Below are 18,639 nucleotides of genomic sequence, written 5' to 3'. Positions count from 1 at the left end.
ATAATGAGCTCGTTTCCTGACGACGTTCTGGAACATGAACTGACTTATACGCAAACACTGATTGATACATTAAAAGAACAGGAAACCTTCGTCTGCATTCCCCAAATAAAGGAAAAACTGAACCTCTTAAAAGAGACATTGGATGATATCAGCGACCATTACACTGTTTCTGAAGATGAGGATGCACGTATCGGGCACAAATCGGAAGAAAGTTCTTTCTTTGGGTATAAGACGCATATCGGAATGACCGAGGAGCGTATCATAACAGCGGCTGTCATAACTTCGGGTGAAAAGGGAGACGGTCCCCAGCTGCCCGCGTTGATTGAACAAAGCCGGAAGAATGGTATCGATGTACAAACAGTGATTGGTGATTCAGCTTATTCGGGAAAGGATAATCTGGAGAAATCTCGTGATGAACACTTTGAGTTGGTAGCTAAATTGAATCCCAGTATCAGCCAAGGTTTCAGAAAGGAGGAAGGCAAGTTTGATTACAATAAGGATGCCGGCATGTTTGTTTGCCCTGCCGGCCATATAGCTATACGTAGGGCAAAACAAGGGAGAAAGAATGGAGCATGGAATCAGGCGTATACTTATTATTTTGATGTACATAAGTGTCAATGCTGCTCAAAACGGGAGGGATGTTATAAGCCGGGAGCTAAATCTAAAACCTATTCTGTACCCATAAAAACCGATGAGCAGCAACAACAGATAGAGTTTCAACAAACCGAACGGTTCAAAGAGAAGGCTGCCGAGCGTTATAAGATTGAAGCTAAAAATGCGGAACTGAAACAGGTATATGGATATGACAGGGCGCAGTCCTACGGACTGTCATGTATGAAAATGCAAGGAGCAATGGCTATTTTTGCAGCAAATCTCAAGAGAATACTCAAACTCAGTTAAAGTAAGTGTAATCCATGCCCGTGGAAGACAAACACGGCTTGTATAAAGCAAATTGTGGAGTTATTACCCTTAATATAAGAAAAAGTTGTATGTGAATGAAATGCATCATTCGACATGCAACTTTTTCCAAGAATTTCTAAAAAAAGGATTGGATGCTAAAAAAGATCACTTTTTCAGTGCCCTCGTTTAACCATCCTCCTTTTTTATTATGTAGTATTAATGCTTAGGACTTTTTTGTTAATTGTTTGGGTTGTTGGAATTCAGTGGAATCTATTGTTATGCTTCTTTTTTAAAAGTGATATTATCTGTATGTTGTTAGTTTGTCTTCAAAGAAGTGTATTAGAATATTATTGTATAAAAAACTCGTATAAAGTCCAAGGTATTAGGATTTATACGAGCTTACTAAAATGAAATATGTCTTTTTTAATTAAAATGCATATCCAAATCCTACATTTAGATATATGGGATACATATTGAATGTAATTGTTTTGAAGTCTTTTTTAAAGATATCATTTAATCCCCAGACTAAATCTGCGTATACATTTAGATGTTTGAATGCTTTCCATTCGGCACCAGCTTGAAACCCCCATTGAAAATTGCTTAGGTCCTTAGAGAAGTCATAAGGAGCAATTTTATCTCCTTCGAATTCTGCTTTTTCTCCAGTGGGGGTGTCTTTGCGTAGATATCCATCATGCACATGTCCATTGAAGTCACCACTGGTCATAAATGAAACATAAGGACCGGCATTAATTCTAACACGTTGGCTAAGTTTATAAGCGGCTGTTACTGGAATTGAGAAATAAGAACCTCTATATTTAGTTTTTACTTTTCCTGTCCAGTAGCCTGCTAAAAGTTCGCCGCCATCCCCTATAATTTCCATACTGTAATTCTTTACACGTGCTTTGGCTTCCATACCTTTAGTTTCAAGACGTAATCCTAAAGTCATTCCCCATTTAGAGTCTTTACCAAACCATTTGGTTGTATTGCCTTCTATAGCTAAGCATATAGTAGGGCTATACCCTGTGAGTGCACGTATTTCTGCAGGTAATGGGAGTGGTGAAGCACCTCCAATGTTGAAACCTGCTTTTATTTCATATTCAAGCCCATGTAGTGCAGACCAAATAATACCATGATTCCGTTCTTCTTGGGCTTTTAAAGTGTTGATTGTGCCGATAAAAGCGAGCAGGCCTATAAGTATATACTTTTTCATTTTTTCATTTTTACTTGTTAGTGAAATTTAATAGAACCTCATCAATGTAAAGTGTACTTCCTGGAGCACCTTCGAAATGATCTCCGCGTATACTTGAAGAAAATACGATAGCTAAATTATATTTTCCAGCTTTGAGTTTCTCCATATCTATTGATTTACCAGTACGATATTCAAATGGTAAGTCAAACTTAATCCATTCATCAGTTTCTTTTGCATCTTTAATCCGAGCTACTGATACGATATAAGTATTATCTTCTGCCAATACGTTAGTTCCGTCAAGTGTAGACAATTTTTCATCTGTTTCATAAAATACGGCATAAATATCACAGATATCTTTTTTGTTATCTACAGGTTTACCATCTATTTGGAATGACTTTCCTGCCTTATATTTATAATATCCGGTAATTGAAGTTGGAATATTTGAAAAAGGGGTTCCGAATTTGGTTGAACGGAGAATATCGGTAGGCTTTACTTCAAAACTACCTAAGAATAGATTACCCGCTGCAATTGGCATTCCAAGCAACGAGCCCCAATAACCTGTTTCGCAAGTTGTTAGTTTTAAGCATTTCCCTTCGACGCCATTGTTTGCTTGACTTGTTGGATATTCTTCTGCTTTTGCTTTTACACCGGTAAAAGCAAAGCCGGCATTGCCACTTGCCCAAGTCATGGTTTCTTTCCCTTGTGCATCTGTTTCGTAGAAAATATGGTATTTTCCCTCTGAGTCGAACTTAATATTCTCAAAGTGATACATTGTGTTAGTAATACCTGAGAAAGTTACTCCTACTTCATATTTTTTCTTCCATTTTCCATCTTCAGAAGTTACTTCATAATATTGAGGTGTGGTAAAATCAAGTATAGTTCCACTATTAGGGACAATAGAAGCTCCCGGAGTCAAAGTAAACTTAGGTGCTAATGCGGTTATATCTGTTCCTGTTTTTACAATTAATGTAACTTTCTTGTTTTCGATGATGGGATCACGATTGAGAACATCACCCGGTACAGTGCATGCAATGATGTCTGCTTCTGCATTAGGTGCTTCGTCTTGTATGCAAGAAACCATTATAAAGCCCAGAAAGAAACAGGCTATCAGATTCTTTAATTTCATTCGATTCTGTTTTTGATTAATAATCCTTTTAGTTTAGTTGATTTTTTGTAAACTTGGCTGCAAAGTTAAGTTTCTTTTTTGAAAAGATACATTTGAACCCCTACAATACAACATTTTATAACGGTCATAATGTTCAGAATGGTGCGTTTTTAGTCTAAAGTCCATGAATCTTTCCATTTGATAACAGGTTTTTCGCCTTCAAAATAAATTGGAAGCCAAATATAACGTCCGTCTATTGCATTTTGGGGTGTCCAACGGTCGCCCATGTATATAAATTGGTCTTTCTTACCCCGCACCGGAAGAATATAAGTACTTTGCGAATGGAAAGTCAGGTCCGCATCCTGACCTACGCAGGGATTCCCTAATTCTTTCCATTCTCCCCAAATGGAGGAAGCTATTGCAGACCGTGCTGCATTAGGACTCCACCCGGTACATCCGGACATGATAAGGTAATAGTTACCATCCTTCTTAAACATGGCGGGAGCCTCCATAAATCGGTTGATAAAAATTCGGGTGTACTTTCCTGTATAGCCGGTATAAGATGAATCAAGTTCGGCAATATGTAAGGTGCTGTTTTCTTCGGAAGAATAGATGTGATAGGCTTTGCCGTCATCATCGACAAACAGATTCATATCACGTGCCATCTGTCCCCGTTCCATATCGCGTCCCAATATATTGAGGCTGTCGGGATGTGCAGGAAGACTACCACCTGTGCATTGACGTTCTTCTTCGATAGAAGGTCTGCGGGCGGTTTTATGGACCGGCAGTACGTTGACAGGCCATGAACCTGCATTGGGGCGGACGGCTTTTAAGAAGGTGTAAGGACCTGTCACCCGGTCACTTACGGCGATTCCGCTTAAAGCTCCCGAATATCCGGCTCCTTTGGGCTCGAGATGGAACCACATGACATATTTTTTAGTGTGAGGATTGTATATGACTTTGGGACGCTCAAGGATACATCCTTTAGAAATGATATGTTCGGAGTCATTTTCGATCACTGACAGTGCTATTCCACAATCATTCCAATGATATAGGTTATCGGAAGAGTAGCAATGCACTCCTACATTGGCAACGTTGCCGGTTTCACCTTCTGTTTTGTGTTCGCCAAACCAATAGTAGGTTCCGTTATCGTACAAAATACCTCCACCATGTGCGTTGATATGGACCTGATGATTGTCCGGCCATATTTTTCCGGGAGTGAAGGATTGCCCTTTGGCTGTTTGCGAGAAAAGAAAACATAACAGAAAGAGGGCTTTTAGTGTAAATCCTTTATTCATTGCTCTTTTTTATTAAGTATTTGTAATTGAGAGACAAAGATACATGATAATTCTTAAATAACCAGTAAACCGATTGTAAAACTCTTAACTTGTCCGGGTGGGATATTCTTTAGTTAAATGAATGGTTTATAAGAGTATATTTCCTACTTTTGTGCAAAATATAAACCTTGAATAGATGACTGAGTCAGAAAGAAAACAGATAATTGCTTTAGTGCAGCGGGAGGTGATTCCGGCTATCGGATGTACAGAGCCGATTGCAGTTGCGCTGTGTGTGGCAAAGGCTACAGAAACCTTAGGAGCTAAACCGGAAAAAATAAAAGTATTGTTGAGTGCTAACATCCTGAAGAATGCGATGGGAGTGGGAATTCCCGGTACGGGGATGATTGGGTTGCCTATTGCAGTGGCTCTGGGGGCGTTGATCGGAAAGTCGGATTATCAACTTGAAGTGTTGAAAGACAGCTCTCCGGAAGCCGTGGAAGAAGGGAAGAAGTTGATTGATGAAAAGCGTATCTGTATTTCGCTGAAGGAAAACATTACGGAGAAACTTTACATAGAGGTGATGTGTGAAGCCGGTGGAGAGCAGGCTACAGCTATTATTTCCGGAGGACATACTACATTTGTTTATGTAGCCAAAGGAGATGAAATACTATTAAATAAACAGCAGGTTTCCGGTGAAGAAGAGGAAGAAGAGGAACTGGAACTCACTCTGCGGAAAGTGTATGACTTTGCACTGACTGCTCCGTTGGATGAAATCCGTTTTATTCTTGAAACGGCAAGACTTAACAAGAAAGCTGCCGAACAGTCTTTTCAGGGAGATTATGGTCACGCATTGGGCAAGATGCTTCGCGGAACCTATGAACATAAGATTATGGGCGACAGTGTGTTTTCACATATTCTTTCGTATACATCGGCTGCTTGTGATGCACGCATGGCAGGAGCGATGATTCCTGTTATGAGTAACTCGGGTAGTGGTAATCAAGGTATTTCCGCTACATTGCCTGTAGTGGTTTATGCCGAAGAAAACGGAAAACCGGAAGAGGAACTGATCCGTGCGTTGATGATGAGTCATTTGACTGTGATATATATTAAGCAAAGTCTGGGACGTCTTTCTGCACTTTGCGGTTGTGTGGTAGCTGCTACCGGTTCCAGTTGTGGAATCACCTGGTTGATGGGAGGCAGTTATGAGCAAGTGGCTTTTGCAGTTCAAAACATGATAGCCAACCTGACCGGAATGATATGTGACGGTGCGAAACCGAGCTGTGCCTTGAAGGTGACGACAGGAGTGTCAACAGCTGTGTTGTCCGCTGTAATGGCTATGGAGAATCGCTGCGTAACTTCGGTAGAAGGAATTATTGATGAAGATGTTGATCAAAGTATCCGCAATTTGACGCGGATTGGATCTCAGGGGATGAATGAAACAGATAAGGTGGTGCTTGATATTATGACTCATAAAGGGTGCTAATGTTAAACAATGTGTTAAAAATCAGAAGATAAGCAGTAAAAGGCTAATTCTTTCATTTTCTTGATATAAAGAACTTTGACGGAATGACGAACTATTAATGCTGAATATATGAAAAATTACTTTGTATGGTTGCTTCTGTTGCTTCCGCTTCTGGCAACCGGTTGTTATGGAGAAGAAGAGAAAGAGGACGGCCCGGGGGATTATATCTGGGATTTCATAAACTATAATATTTATTTTTCGGTGAAGGATGCTGCCGGGGCTAACCTGTTGGACCCGCAGGTTTCATCAAATTTATTGGCTAATGAAATTACGGTGGAATACGAAGGTAAGACCTTTCCGCTGGAAAACTCTGTGGATACGCGGTTTAATATGCCCCGCTCTTTAGGATTAAGAAAAGAGCTACTGGGTAAAGAGAAAAAGCGTGTTCTTTCTTTTGGTGAGTTTTCTCCGGAACATCAATATAAGGGAGAGACTTTTACGATCCATTGGGGAGACGGGACAAAAGACGTGGTGAAATTTGACTTATACATCACCTGGAAGAAACAGGATCCTACGATACATAAGAAACTTTATTTGAATGGTAAGGAGTACAGTGAGGACTCTTTTTTGATAGAGATCGTGAAATAGGTGTGCTATATACATTTTGATATAATAAAACGGTGAACATACCATGCATGTGCAGTATGTTCACCGTTTTTTATTTTATAGATAATCGCTCGATTAATGGCAATGCCCGCAACCGCAGCTGTCTCCACAGCTATCTCCGCAGTCGTCACCGCAACCGTCACCACAACTTCCGCAGCTGCAACCACCTTCACCGGTCATCATTTTAACCATTTCCTGGATTTCTTCGTTTGTAGCCGGACGGCTTTCAACAACTTCACCCGCGAAAGTCAAATCTTCACCTGCCAACGGATGGTTCATATCCATTACCACAGTGTCGGCTTTTACCTCAACTACGCTACCGTTCAGGCGCTGGCCTTCTGAATTCATCAGAGGGATGATATTTCCCGGATAGATATGTTCGTTATCGAATTTTCCGTCAATCTCAAAGATGTTTTTCGGAAGATCAATCACATGTTCTTCATCATATTCACCGTAAGCTTCGGCAAAAGGAATGGTAAATTCAAACTTATCTCCTTTATTGAGGTTTGCTATCTGTGATTCAAAAGCTTCAAGCGTAGTACCCAAACCGGAAATGAACTGAAAGGGATGTTCGGCTGTTGCTTCTTCTACTAAATCTCTTTTGCCATCTTCTGTTGTATACAGTTTGTAAGCTACAGTGATGTACTTGTTTTCTGCTGTTTCCATCTGTTCTTTATAATGTTATTAATAAAATTCGGATTTTCCGTGGGGACAAAGATACGAATTAATCATCAGAGATTTGTGGACTGGTATGGAGTTTATTCTTTCGTAGTAGAAATTAATACCTGTTGGCTGATAGGCGGTGATTTTATGAAAATAAGGAATGCCATGTCTCAATTTTACTTAAATGAAAAAAAGTATTTTATTTCGTTATTATATATAACAAAATAAATAAAATGTATAAACGGATTGAGTTGTCAAAGGGTTTTCTTTGTATTATTTATTAATAAGATATTAGTGTGTCTTTTGTTTTTTTACAACATACATAAACCTATGAAAACCTTACTGGACAATTTATCTTCTGATTTACTGCAAAATCAGGTCTTTCAAACAGGATTTAGATTTTTAACCATTGTGAAAGGAAGCCATTTGCCGAAAATGGATAGCAATGTTTTAATTTTTATCATGAGTGGCACTATGAAAGTTTTTTCTGGTGAGAAAGAATTAGCTATTATTGACGAGCGGCATATCTTCTTTTGGGATAAAGAAAATGATCATGTTTGTGAGATGCTTTCAGATACACAGGTCATTCTGTTTGCATTCGGCGATTTAATTGTACATGATTTGCTGACATTTAGGCCTTATGCTTCCTTTCAGGACAAGTCTGCTCTGAAAGGTACAGGACTCAGATTCGCGGAGCCATTGAACTCTTTTCTACAGCTTCTGGTGCTGTATCTGGAGATGAAATTAGATGATGTCTCCTTGTATATAACGAAACGGCAGGAACTGTTTTATATTCTGAATTCTGTTTATAATGAGCAGGAACTTGCAATTTTATTCAGCTCTTTGACGGAACAGTCATCCAAATTCAAAGAACAGATATTGGAAAACTATCTCAGTGCAAAAAATGTAGGCGAGTTGGCCAGTCTGTTAGGATACGGGGTCACCAATTTCCGGGTTAAATTTAAAGAGCAATTCGGAGTATCGGTTTATCGTTGGCTCCTCAATCGGAAATCACAACGGATTATTTATCGCATTACCGTATATGGTGATGAGTTTAGCCAGATTATCGATGACTTCGGGTTTTCGTCTCCTTCACACTTTAATAAATTTTGTAGGTCACAATATGGACTTACACCTTGCGAACTTCGCAAGAAACTGAAAACAAACAATAATTCTTAAATTGGAGCTTATGTTAAAAATTCGTTGTTGTATGGAAACAGAATGTAAAAGAGCCATTCTTTTCCTTTTCTTGTCTCCGCTGTTTTGTAACGGCTTTGCCCAGACAAAAACATCGGTTGGGGCCGATGAACCTCTCAAATCGTATTCTCATTGGTACTTCGGAGCAGAGTATGCTACTCCCTTTTTATTTGGTGATTTTACTTCATTTTCGGCAGATAAAACTTATATCGGGTCTCAGTTTGGGGGATTTGCAGGCTATCAGATCAATTCGTGGATAGGTATAGAGGCATCCGCACGGACCGGATATACCAGAATGGGCGCAAAATCTTATGCGTCCGATTACCTCCTGAGTGCTGACGGAATGACTTATTATACCAAGCAGGACTTTACTACCTGGAAGTATAAGGATGTGTTTTCGAAAGTACACTTCACCAATCTTGGCTTACAGATGAATCTGAATGTAAATAACTTCTTTGGACCCAACCGGGGTAACCGGCGTTGGACGGTATTGTTGAGTCCTGCTGTCTATGCACAACGTTTCTCTACGGAGTTAGTAAATAAGGCGGATAAGAGCCCGTTGTCAGGCAAAAAGACTGATGACTGGAACTTTGGAGTAGGGGGAGATCTCTCTTTGCGTTACAAGATTTCACGCGCTTTTGACGTACAGTTGCGTACGGGAATTATATGGGTCAATAATAATAAGATGGATGGTGTGTCGACCCTTATCAAGTCAAAAGACCATTTTATGACGAGTGCCGGGCTTTCCTTGATATGGAAAGTTGGTAAGAAGAAACAAGATAATGTCCTTTATGCCTCAAAGCATGTGACAGATATTGCGGTAAGATATATAGAGGAGCGCGCGGTGAACTTACCCACACCTGTTTGCTGTACGGAGGATTCGATAGAGAAGAACCGGATGAAACAGGAAATAGCTTCCTTAAATATGCAGTTGCAGCAAGCGCAAACGGATGCGAAAGAGAGAGTGGAATCCAATCCGGTGCTGGGATTCAATGAGTTGCCTCCTGTCTACTTTAAGAGGGGGTCGGCTTATCTGAATGTAGCTTTATACAAAAATGAATTATCCCGCATTGTGGAAACCCTGAAAAAGTATCCTGATCTGAAAGTCATTCTTTTGGGTTATGCCGATCATACGGGTAATCCGGATATTAATCAAAAAATCTCTTTACAGCGTGCGGAGGTGTTGGCAGCTTACCTTGAAAAGAAGGGAATTGACAGCAAACGTATCAACGTGAAAGGAGAGTGTATAGATACGCTTACTTCCGATCCTAACAGCTACAGTGTACTTGCCAGGCGAGTTATTGTTGAAATTCAAAAATGAAAACTATGATTAGAAAGAGAATATATCTGTTGTTGTTATTGATTCCGTTGCTGCATGGCTGTAAGGAATCCGATTTCAACGATTTACTTGACAGACAAGGCGATCAGAAGAAAGAACTGCAGGAGCTGACAGAGTTATGCAGAAAATTGAATGAAGATATTTATAATCTTCAGGTGATTGTCAATATTGACAAGATAGGAGACAACATCACTCACATTGAGGAGTTGGCGGATGGTACGGGATATACCATCTCCTTTTCCAGAAGTGCCCCGATCACTATTCGTAACGGAAAGAAGGGAAATACGGGTCCCGATGGAGATGCCGGCAAAGACGGTATTGACGGTACGGACGGCAAGGATGGTGTAGATGGTACGGACGGCAAAGATGGCGTAGACGGTGCCGATGGTACGGATGGTAAAGATGGAGAGAACGGCACCGATGGTAAAGATGGTGTGGATGGAACGAATGGCTCCGATGGCAAGGATGGCGTGGATGGAACAGACGGTAAAGATGGAGCTAATGGTACGGACGGAAGCAAAGGAGAACAAGGTGATCCCGGACAGAATCCGGTGGTCGGCATTATGCAGGACCCCACTGACTCGGAATATTACTGGACTGTAAAAGTCGGCTCCGGTGAACCATATTATCTGGCGGACAATGACGGAAACCGGATAAAGGCAGTCTCTGCGGTCCATGATGGACGGACTCCTCGGTTAGGAGTGAAACAGTGGACGGTGGCTGATGGCGGTGACGATAATTATTACTGGACACAGAAGATAGGGTCCGATCCTGAAACATGGATTGAGGCGGGTGGAAAGAAAATAATTGCCAACGCAAAAGATGCCGTGTCTGTGTTTGAGAAGGTGGAATATAAAGATCCGGATTATATAGAGTTTACTTTAAGTGGGGGAGCAACCCAATTTAAAATACCGGTGGGAAAACCTTCTATTGAGGTGCCGGAGGGACGCAAACTGCTCTTTTTCAGTCGTGGCGAGTCCCGGGTGATTGCTTTCAGTTGTAAGGGTATCTCTAAGGAACGGCTATCGGTAGATGTTCCGGAGGGATGGAAGGCAACGGTTGATTTTGATGCAGGTACACTGGCCCTTGAAGCTCCTTTGGCAGGAGCAGCGGACGTAGCATTATCCGGAGATGTAGTACTGAGGAGTACGAATACCACAGAAGAAGCAGCACGGAGCTCTTTCGCCGTGAGTATGCTTTATAGGATAATGCTTCCGGATTTCAAAGGCTCTTATGTCTACAACATCCGTCTTTGGGGTAAAAAGGTGGGAGAGCTTTGCCGGGAATATCAGCGGGAGTTAAAGCAGTCTGCAACGATTGTCTATCCTTATCTGACAGGAGGAATTTATGGGGCGGGGCTTATCACGAATACAGGAGGCACGGTGCAGCACGACGGTACGGGCTATCATGCTCCTGCTGCCGATCGGCCGGCAGTCATGTATATCTATACTGAAGACGGGGCGGAATTCTATACCGACAGTTCGTTGAAAGGACGGGAACCGGATTTCGGAGATGGCCTGCAAGCGGAAAAACTGACTGATGTGGATGGTAACACCTATCGCATCGTGAAAATAGGTAAACAGTATTGGACCATGGAAAATTTACGGACGCTTAGTTATCCTGATGGAAGTCCTGTCGAAACTAACTTATCGGGGCATGCTTGGAAAGAAAGTGGATTTGAAGATACAGGTTCAGGTGCTTGTGCCGTGTATGATTATCAGGACGCCTCCGCTACAGGAGCTTTTGCCAATAAAATATCTTATGGCGTTTTGTACAATTGGGTGGCAGCAAAGAAAGTAGTACCCGATGGATGGAAACTTCCTACGGAATCTGATATCGTATCTATATTGCGGGCTTTTCTGGGCACCAATGCCGGTACGTTATTGAAGGAAGCCGGGACAGAACATTGGAATGTTGCCGGCGGAACTGATCTCACTGGTTTTGGCGGTTTCGGAGGGGGATATAGGGCTGCTGACGGTCTTTCGTTTAACGATCTTCAGCAAGCCGGTATCTGGTGGAGTAGCGCCAGCCTGGAGAGTGTCGGTGCTGTATTCAGGTTGTCTGCAACTTCTTCCGAGCTTGGGTTTAATAGTGGAGATAATAATTCGGTGGGGTATAGCGTACGGATTTTGAGAGAAGACTAATCTTTAAAACAGGAAATCATGAAGAGATATAAAAAATATATATTTATCATTTTGTCGGTTTTGTTGGCAGGAGGATGTGTTCAGGAGGACATTAACGAAGCCTTGCGCCGGGAAGCCGAATTGAATGTCCGGATGGGAAAGCTCCGGGAATGGATATCCGATACCAATAATGAAGTACGGCTGCTTGCCACGATAGTGAATACGATACCGACTCATGATTACATTGAAAGTGTGACCGAGTTGCCCGATGGGAGCGGTACACTGATCGTTTTTCATAAAGGGGGAGACATGCTTGTAAAGAATGGCCTGGTTGGGAATAAAGGAGAAAACGGTAATGACGGAACCGATGGCAGTAATGGCAATGATGGTCAGAACGGCACAGATGGTACGGATGGCAAGGATGGTGTTGACGGTGAAGATGGGGCAGATGGTCAGAATGGCTCGAACGGAACTGACGGAACCGACGGCAGTAATGGCAATGATGGTCAGGACGGCGCAGATGGTACGGATGGCAAAGACGGAGTTGACGGTACTGACGGTAAAGATGGTGTGAAAGGTCCGGCCGGAGATACTCCGTTGATGGGTGCTAAACAGGATACGGATGGTAATTATTACTGGACTGTACAGATAGGTGCCGGAGTGGTAGAGTGGCTGACGGACGGAGAGGGTAATAAAGTGATTATGACTCCGGTAAATGGTATTACTCCATCTGTCGGTATAGCTAAAGATACGGACGGAGAATATTACTGGCAGGTTACTGTCGGAACTGTTACGAAGTGGATGACAGGAGCAAGCGGAGAGAAAATTGTAGCCACCGTGACAGATGGCAGCCAGTCCATCTTTACGTCTGTGAATCCGGGAGATCCGGAGTATGTCATTTTTACAATGACTGACGGAAGTGTCTATAAGGTGGCTAAATCCGCAGATAATAAACTGATATTCAATGAAATGGGACCTATTTTCTTCCGTCGTGGAGTAGCACTGGACATTCCGTTTGATTGTAGTGGTTTCCGGCAGATAGTAAAGGTGGCAGGAACATGGGATGCTACGATTAATTATCAGCCGAAAGCTTTGCAAGGGGTGCTGACTGTGAAAGCGCCTGCTGCCGGTTCGGCTCTGCCGGCTTCGGAAAGAATAACGATAGAAGGCACAGATGCCTTGGGAAATACTGTCCGGGCAGACATCTTGGTAACGTTGTATTATCGTATTGAGCTTCCGAAGTTCAATAGTTCCCTGGTTTATGATATTTTGATGGAGGGGTTTAAAGTAGGAGAAATATGCCGGGAGTATGTGCCGGCTTATTCCACGACGGACCGGGCTACTGTAGTCTATTCTTATAATGCTGCTTCGCGTGTTTTTGGTTCGGGGATTATTCTGGAGAACGGAGCGTCGATACAGCATGACGGAACAGGGTATACTCCCGTTACGGGCAATCCGTCATCTACTGCCATACTGACGGAAGACGGCAGTCAGTATGTAATGCCGGCAGATGGAACAGATGGGCTGGTGAACGGGACTGTTTGCGGGCTGAAAGCTTCCTTGGCTGTCGATGTGCAGGGATATGCTTACCGGGTTGTGAAAATAGGCAGTCTCTACTGGATGGGAGAAAATCTGAAGACAACCCAATTTAATGATGGTACTCCTATTCCTACCGGTTTTGCCACTTCAGAAGCTTGGATGATTCAGTGCGGGTCAGATCTTCCTGCATGTCAGGTTGACCGGGCGGCTAATGCCGATGCTCCGGGTGCTATGCAATATCGCAACCAGTACGGTGTGCTTTACAATCTGTTTGCGATGAAAGGGAATATAGCTCCTCAAGGATGGCATGTTCCTTCTAAAGCAGAACTGCAAGCATTGGTAGACTTTGTGGGGGCAGATGCACGTAAACTGAAATCGACAGCTATTGGGAAAGGGATCGGAAGTTGGATGGAGAGTGCCGGAATAGAGGGAGACAATCTGACCGGTTTTACTGCTTTACCTGCTAATACGGTCGAGGGTAGTAATGGCAGTACCGGAGCTTCGGAAACAACAGGGCAATGGTGGTCGACGGAAGCGGATTACCGTATCCGGATGAGTTTTAGGTCCAATTCTGTAGAGCAACTGACTCCCGGTGTTGCCGGGTTGGGCGAAGGTAACAGTATCCGTTGTGTCCGGGATGCAAATTATTAATTTAACTCTAATAAATATGAATCATATAATCAAACTATTGTTTCTCTGTTTGTTCCTCGTTGCTTCCTGTAGTCAGGAAGAGATAAACGAAGTGCTGAAGAATCACGCGGAAATGGAGGAACAGGCAAACTCTATCGAAGAGTTATGTAAAAATATGAATAGGGATATTGTTGCCTTAAAGCTGATCATAGACTCGTCTGAATCCGGTGATTACATTACCGGATTCAACGAACCTGCCGATGGAAGCGGCTATACGATCAGTTTCTTTAAGAGTGGCACCATTGTCATCAAGAATGGTGAGAAAGGAGATGACGGTAAGAAAGGGGAAGACGGTAAAGATGGTCAGAATGGTCAGGACGGCACCGATGGCAAAGATGGTCAGGATGGTACCGATGGCAAAGACGGAGTTGATGGTACCGACGGCAAGGATGGTCAGGATGGTATCGATGGTAAAGACGGAGTTGACGGTACCGACGGCAAAGACGGTCAGGATGGTACCGATGGTAAAGACGGAGTTGACGGTACGGATGGTAAAGACGGTGCGGAAGGAGATAAGGGAAAAAATGGTATAGCTCCCGTCATCACCATGAAAATGGATACGGACGGGCATCTGTATTGGGCTAACAAGGCTCCGGATGGAACTTCTTCTTTTCTTTTGGATAACAACGGGCAAAAGGTCAGAGCTTCGGGAACCGATGGCATTGTTCCGGTCATTGGGGTCAATGCGGCAGGATACTGGACGCTTGACTACGGGAGTGGTCCTGTTGAATTGGAAGATGCTGCGGGTAATCCGATGAAGGCGAAAGGTGCATCCGGCGATCCTATGTTCCGGAAGGTGGTCAGTGAAGACGGTTATATTGTATTTTATCTGAGTGATGGAAAAACTCTTAAAGTGCCGGAATGGCAAGGATCACAGGTCGGACTGGAGACTTCGGAAGTGGCATATTTCCATCGGAGCGAATCCCGGACCTTTGCATTTACTTGCAGTGGCGTGAATAAAGATATTGCTCCGGTATGTACGGCTCCGCGCGGTTGGACAGTTACGGCAAGGTATACATCGGCCACCGATGGCGAAATAACAGTGATTGCCCCTGGTAAAGGTTCGGCTGATGGAGCATTGTCCGGTACTGCTGTCCTCGAACTGACTGCTAAGGATGGTAAGAAATTGCCGGCAACGCTTGAAACTACCTTATTACTTGAATTTAAAGTGCCCGATTCTTCCCGTTCGTTTGTTTATGAACTTTATGTTGAGGGAGTGAAAGTAGGAGAACTATGTCATGAGTTTATTCCCGGTTATTCATTTGGATCGGGTAAAAATGCCTCGGTCTTTTATCCTTATAATGTTTATAACAAGGCGTTTGGTGAAGGAGTGGTTCTGGACAACGGAGGAAAGGTGGATTATCTGACTACCGTTTATACGCCGGGTACTAATACGGAGCCATTCACCTCTTTGTTTACCGAAGACGGAGTGAATTTTATTACCGGTGATTATATCGGTTACTCGGGCAATCAGGCAAGCGGACTCCGTCCTTATCAGGCTACCGACAATGAAGGTAACTCGTATCGGGTGATGAAAATCGGTACACAGTATTGGATGGCGGATAATTTGCGGACGATAACAAACAGTGCAGGAGTCATTTCCTCAGAATGGAGAAAGGATGGTATCCCGCGATATGCTGTATATGGTTTCCCCGCTGGCATTACGGAAGATAGCCGGACCATTCGCAATCAATATGGACTGTTGTATAATGCAGGTGTGTTTTCCAGTGGCACGTCCTTGGTCCCTAAAGGCTGGAAAATACCGAATCATTTGAGAGACTGGGATACATTGCGGGATTTCTTAGGTGGGGATCCTAAAGTAGCCGAGGCATTGAAGATTGCCGGATTTGTCGGGAAACCCGGTGGACGGCGCAATGCTGATGAGCCTTTTGCTTTTCAGGAAAAAGATGAAGTTGGGTATTGGTGGTTTGACAGTGTTGATGGGAATGATTGCTGGGCACTCTCCGTCAATCCTTCGAATGTAGCCGTACCACAATGTACGAATACATATAGTCGTGGCTTCGGATTTAGTATACGTTTTATTCGTCAGTAATATGCCATTGTTTACTTTGAAACTTTAAACTCTTGTTGCGAAAACATCCGGGTGTTGTTGTGTGAAACATCCGGATGTTTTGTATTATAACATGGGGATGTTTTACGATACAACATCCCCATGTTTTATTGGTTTGACTTTAATCTAATCTTTCCGCTCTTTTCTTTTTCCTTGATTTCTATTGATGTTTCTTTGTTTTCTTCCTTGAAGAGTTGTCGCATAATTGGTATGTTTGTGCTGTTTATATTCAATTTGTATATATTCTGAAAGCGGATTTTTATAAGGAATAGTTCGGAATATAGTATTCTGAATGATAAATGCGTATTTAATGATGGGCTTTGCTTACAATTATTTTGTTTTGAGTGATTTTTTTCTTCAATTTGTTTGGAGTTTATAAAAAAGCACTTACCTTTGCAGCACATAAAGAAAGAAAAACAGAAGTTATGAATAATCATACATCAATTAACCTGGCAGTCCTGCATATTATTCGCGTCGTGGTGATTCCATCAAGAGCGTGAGAAAGGTTATGTATGTATTCGTACAGATAGAAGATATGATTTAGAGCCTTTCTCACTACGGTGGGAAAGGCTCTTTACTTAAAAGGAATATTGAAATGAAAAAGCAGTTACGCAGTTCGTTCAGCACACAAGGCCGTCGCATGGCGGGTGCCCGGGCACTTTGGGCAGCCAACGGTATGAAAAAAGAGCAATTAGGCAAACCTATCATTGCCATCGTCAATTCGTTCACTCAGTTTGTTCCGGGACATGTACATCTACATGAAATAGGCCAGTTGGTGAAAAAAGAAATTGAGAAGCTGGGATGCTTTGCTGCAGAGTTCAATACGATTGCCATTGATGATGGCATTGCTATGGGGCACGACGGAATGCTCTATTCCCTTCCCTCCCGGGATATCATTGCCGATAGCGTAGAATATATGGTGAATGCCCATAAAGCGGATGCCATGGTGTGTATCAGCAATTGTGACAAAATCACTCCGGGAATGTTGATGGCGGCTATGAGGCTGAATATTCCTACTGTATTTGTATCCGGAGGTCCGATGGAAGCCGGTGAATTGGACGGGCAGCATTTGGACCTGATTGACGCGATGATTAAGTCGGCCGACGAAAGTGTGAGCGATGAAGAAGTTTCCAAAATTGAGAATCGGGCCTGTCCCACTTGCGGGTGCTGTTCGGGGATGTTTACTGCCAACTCGATGAACTGCCTCAACGAAGCGATCGGTCTGGCACTCCCCGGAAACGGAACGATTGTGGCAACTCATGCCAACCGTACCCAATTGTTCAAAGATGCTGCGAAACTGATTGTGGAAAATACCTATAAATATTATCGGGACGGTGATGAGAGTGTGCTTCCCCGGAGCATTGCCACCCGTGAGGCATTCCTGAATGCCATGACACTGGATATTGCGATGGGGGGATCTACCAATACGGTACTCCACCTGCTGGCGATAGCTCATGAAGCAGGAGCGGACTTTAAAATGGATGATATCGATATGTTGTCGCGCAAAAGCCCGTGCCTGTGCAAGGTAGCGCCGAACACTCAGAAGTATCACATTCAGGATGTGAATCGTGCCGGAGGTATCATGGGGATTATGGGACAACTTGCCAAAGCCGGATTGATAGATACATCCGTGGCCCGTATCGATGGGATGACATTGGGTGAAGCAATTGATAAATATGATATAACAAGCCCGAACGTATGTGAAGAGGCTATTAAGAAGTATAAGAGTGCGGCTGCCGGGAAGTTCAATCTGGTGCTCGGCTCTCAGGACGTCTATTACAAAGAACTGGATACGGATCGTGCCGAAGGGTGCATTCGCGATATGGAACATGCATATAGCAAAGACGGAGGACTGGCCGTACTGAAAGGAAATATAGCTCAGGATGGTTGTGTGGTGAAAACAGCCGGTGTGGACGAAAGTATCTGGAAGTTTACCGGTCCGGCAAAGGTATTCGATTCACAGGAAGCCGCCTGCAATGGGATACTTGGAGGAAAAGTTGTCAGCGGAGATGTAGTCGTCATCACGCACGAGGGTCCGAAAGGAGGTCCCGGTATGCAGGAGATGCTTTATCCCACCTCTTATATTAAATCGCGCCATTTGGGCAAGGAGTGTGCGCTGATTACCGATGGCCGTTTCAGTGGCGGTACATCGGGACTCAGCATTGGTCATATCTCTCCCGAAGCGGCCGCCGGAGGTAATATCGGGAAGATCAAGGATGGTGATATCATCGAAATCAATATCCCCGAACGGACTATCAACGTGCGACTGACCGATGAAGAACTGGCTGCACGTCCGATGACTCCGGTCACTCGTGAACGCTATGTGCCTAAGAGCCTTAAAGCGTATGCCAGCATGGTAAGCTCTGCCGATAAAGGGGCGGTGAGACTGATTGATTAACTATGGGGTTGTTTCAATCG

General features: G+C 43.3%; 12 protein-coding genes and 1 pseudogene. 9 read left to right on the top strand and 4 right to left on the bottom strand.

Annotation, left to right across the window (positions count from 1 at the left end; genetic code table 11):
- Positions 1–18: 18 nt before the first annotated feature.
- A pseudogene (locus DBK98_RS22605) lies at positions 19–900 on the top strand (transposase); the annotation flags it as partial.
- 427 nt (positions 901–1,327) lie between these two features.
- On the opposite strand, the gene DBK98_RS22600 reads toward DBK98_RS22605, so the two are convergent.
- The 3 genes from DBK98_RS22600 to DBK98_RS22590 all read right to left on the bottom strand — a co-directional run bounded on the left by DBK98_RS22600 (position 1,328) and on the right by DBK98_RS22590 (position 4,492).
- A complete protein-coding gene (locus tag DBK98_RS22600) occupies positions 1,328–2,110 on the bottom strand; it encodes a porin family protein (protein ID WP_032536822.1) in 783 nt (260 codons plus the stop codon).
- A 10-nt stretch (positions 2,111–2,120) separates the two neighbouring features.
- A complete protein-coding gene (locus DBK98_RS22595) occupies positions 2,121–3,215 on the bottom strand; it encodes a PCMD domain-containing protein (RefSeq protein ID WP_005821667.1) in 1,095 nt (364 codons plus the stop codon).
- A gap of 149 nt (positions 3,216–3,364) precedes the next feature.
- Positions 3,365–4,492, bottom strand: a complete 1,128-nt coding sequence (locus DBK98_RS22590; RefSeq protein ID WP_032531982.1) for a glycoside hydrolase family 43 protein — start codon at positions 4,490–4,492, stop codon at positions 3,365–3,367.
- A 175-nt stretch (positions 4,493–4,667) separates the two neighbouring features.
- Between DBK98_RS22590 and DBK98_RS22585 the strand changes: the two genes are divergently transcribed.
- Both DBK98_RS22585 and DBK98_RS22580 read left to right on the top strand, forming a co-directional pair.
- A complete protein-coding gene (locus DBK98_RS22585) occupies positions 4,668–5,954 on the top strand; it encodes a serine dehydratase subunit alpha family protein (RefSeq protein ID WP_005808324.1) in 1,287 nt (428 codons plus the stop codon).
- A gap of 108 nt (positions 5,955–6,062) precedes the next feature.
- Complete coding sequence (locus DBK98_RS22580; protein WP_005781307.1) at positions 6,063–6,581, top strand: hypothetical protein; 519 nt, start codon at positions 6,063–6,065, stop codon at positions 6,579–6,581.
- A 93-nt stretch (positions 6,582–6,674) separates the two neighbouring features.
- Here DBK98_RS22580 and DBK98_RS22575 read toward each other — a convergent pair whose 3' ends face one another.
- Complete coding sequence (locus tag DBK98_RS22575) at positions 6,675–7,265, bottom strand: peptidylprolyl isomerase (protein WP_005781304.1); 591 nt, start codon at positions 7,263–7,265, stop codon at positions 6,675–6,677.
- 327 nt (positions 7,266–7,592) lie between these two features.
- On the opposite strand from DBK98_RS22575, the gene DBK98_RS22570 reads away from it, so the two are divergent.
- The 6 genes from DBK98_RS22570 (at position 7,593) to ilvD (ending at position 18,619) form a co-directional block, all read left to right on the top strand.
- Positions 7,593–8,441: an AraC family transcriptional regulator gene (locus tag DBK98_RS22570; RefSeq protein WP_005781301.1), complete on the top strand. Its 849-nt coding sequence runs from the start codon at positions 7,593–7,595 to the stop codon at positions 8,439–8,441.
- Positions 8,442–8,472: 31 nt separating this feature from the next.
- Complete coding sequence (locus tag DBK98_RS22565; protein WP_032536823.1) at positions 8,473–9,780, top strand: OmpA family protein; 1,308 nt, start codon at positions 8,473–8,475, stop codon at positions 9,778–9,780.
- Positions 9,781–9,785: 5 nt separating this feature from the next.
- Positions 9,786–11,942 carry an FISUMP domain-containing protein gene (locus DBK98_RS22560; RefSeq protein ID WP_032536836.1) on the top strand — a complete coding sequence of 719 codons (2,157 nt, stop codon included), beginning with the start codon at positions 9,786–9,788 and terminating at the stop codon, positions 11,940–11,942.
- Between the two features lie 18 nt (positions 11,943–11,960).
- Positions 11,961–14,111: an FISUMP domain-containing protein gene (locus DBK98_RS22555; protein ID WP_032536824.1), complete on the top strand. Its 2,151-nt coding sequence runs from the start codon at positions 11,961–11,963 to the stop codon at positions 14,109–14,111.
- A 16-nt stretch (positions 14,112–14,127) separates the two neighbouring features.
- On the top strand, positions 14,128–16,203 hold the full coding sequence (locus tag DBK98_RS22550) for a PL29 family lyase N-terminal domain-containing protein (protein ID WP_032536825.1): 2,076 nt from the start codon (positions 14,128–14,130) through the stop codon (positions 16,201–16,203).
- Positions 16,204–16,816: 613 nt separating this feature from the next.
- A complete protein-coding gene (gene ilvD / locus DBK98_RS22545) occupies positions 16,817–18,619 on the top strand; it encodes a dihydroxy-acid dehydratase (RefSeq protein ID WP_005808316.1) in 1,803 nt (600 codons plus the stop codon).
- Positions 18,620–18,639 lie beyond the last annotated feature (20 nt).

Origin of the sequence: Bacteroides sp. PHL 2737, from assembly GCF_004115325.2 — a bacterium.
Classification (GTDB): Bacteria; Bacteroidota; Bacteroidia; order Bacteroidales; family Bacteroidaceae; genus Bacteroides; species Bacteroides hominis.
The sequence above is the reverse complement of the archived record's forward strand: the minus strand, read 5'-3'. Positions and strand labels throughout refer to the sequence as shown.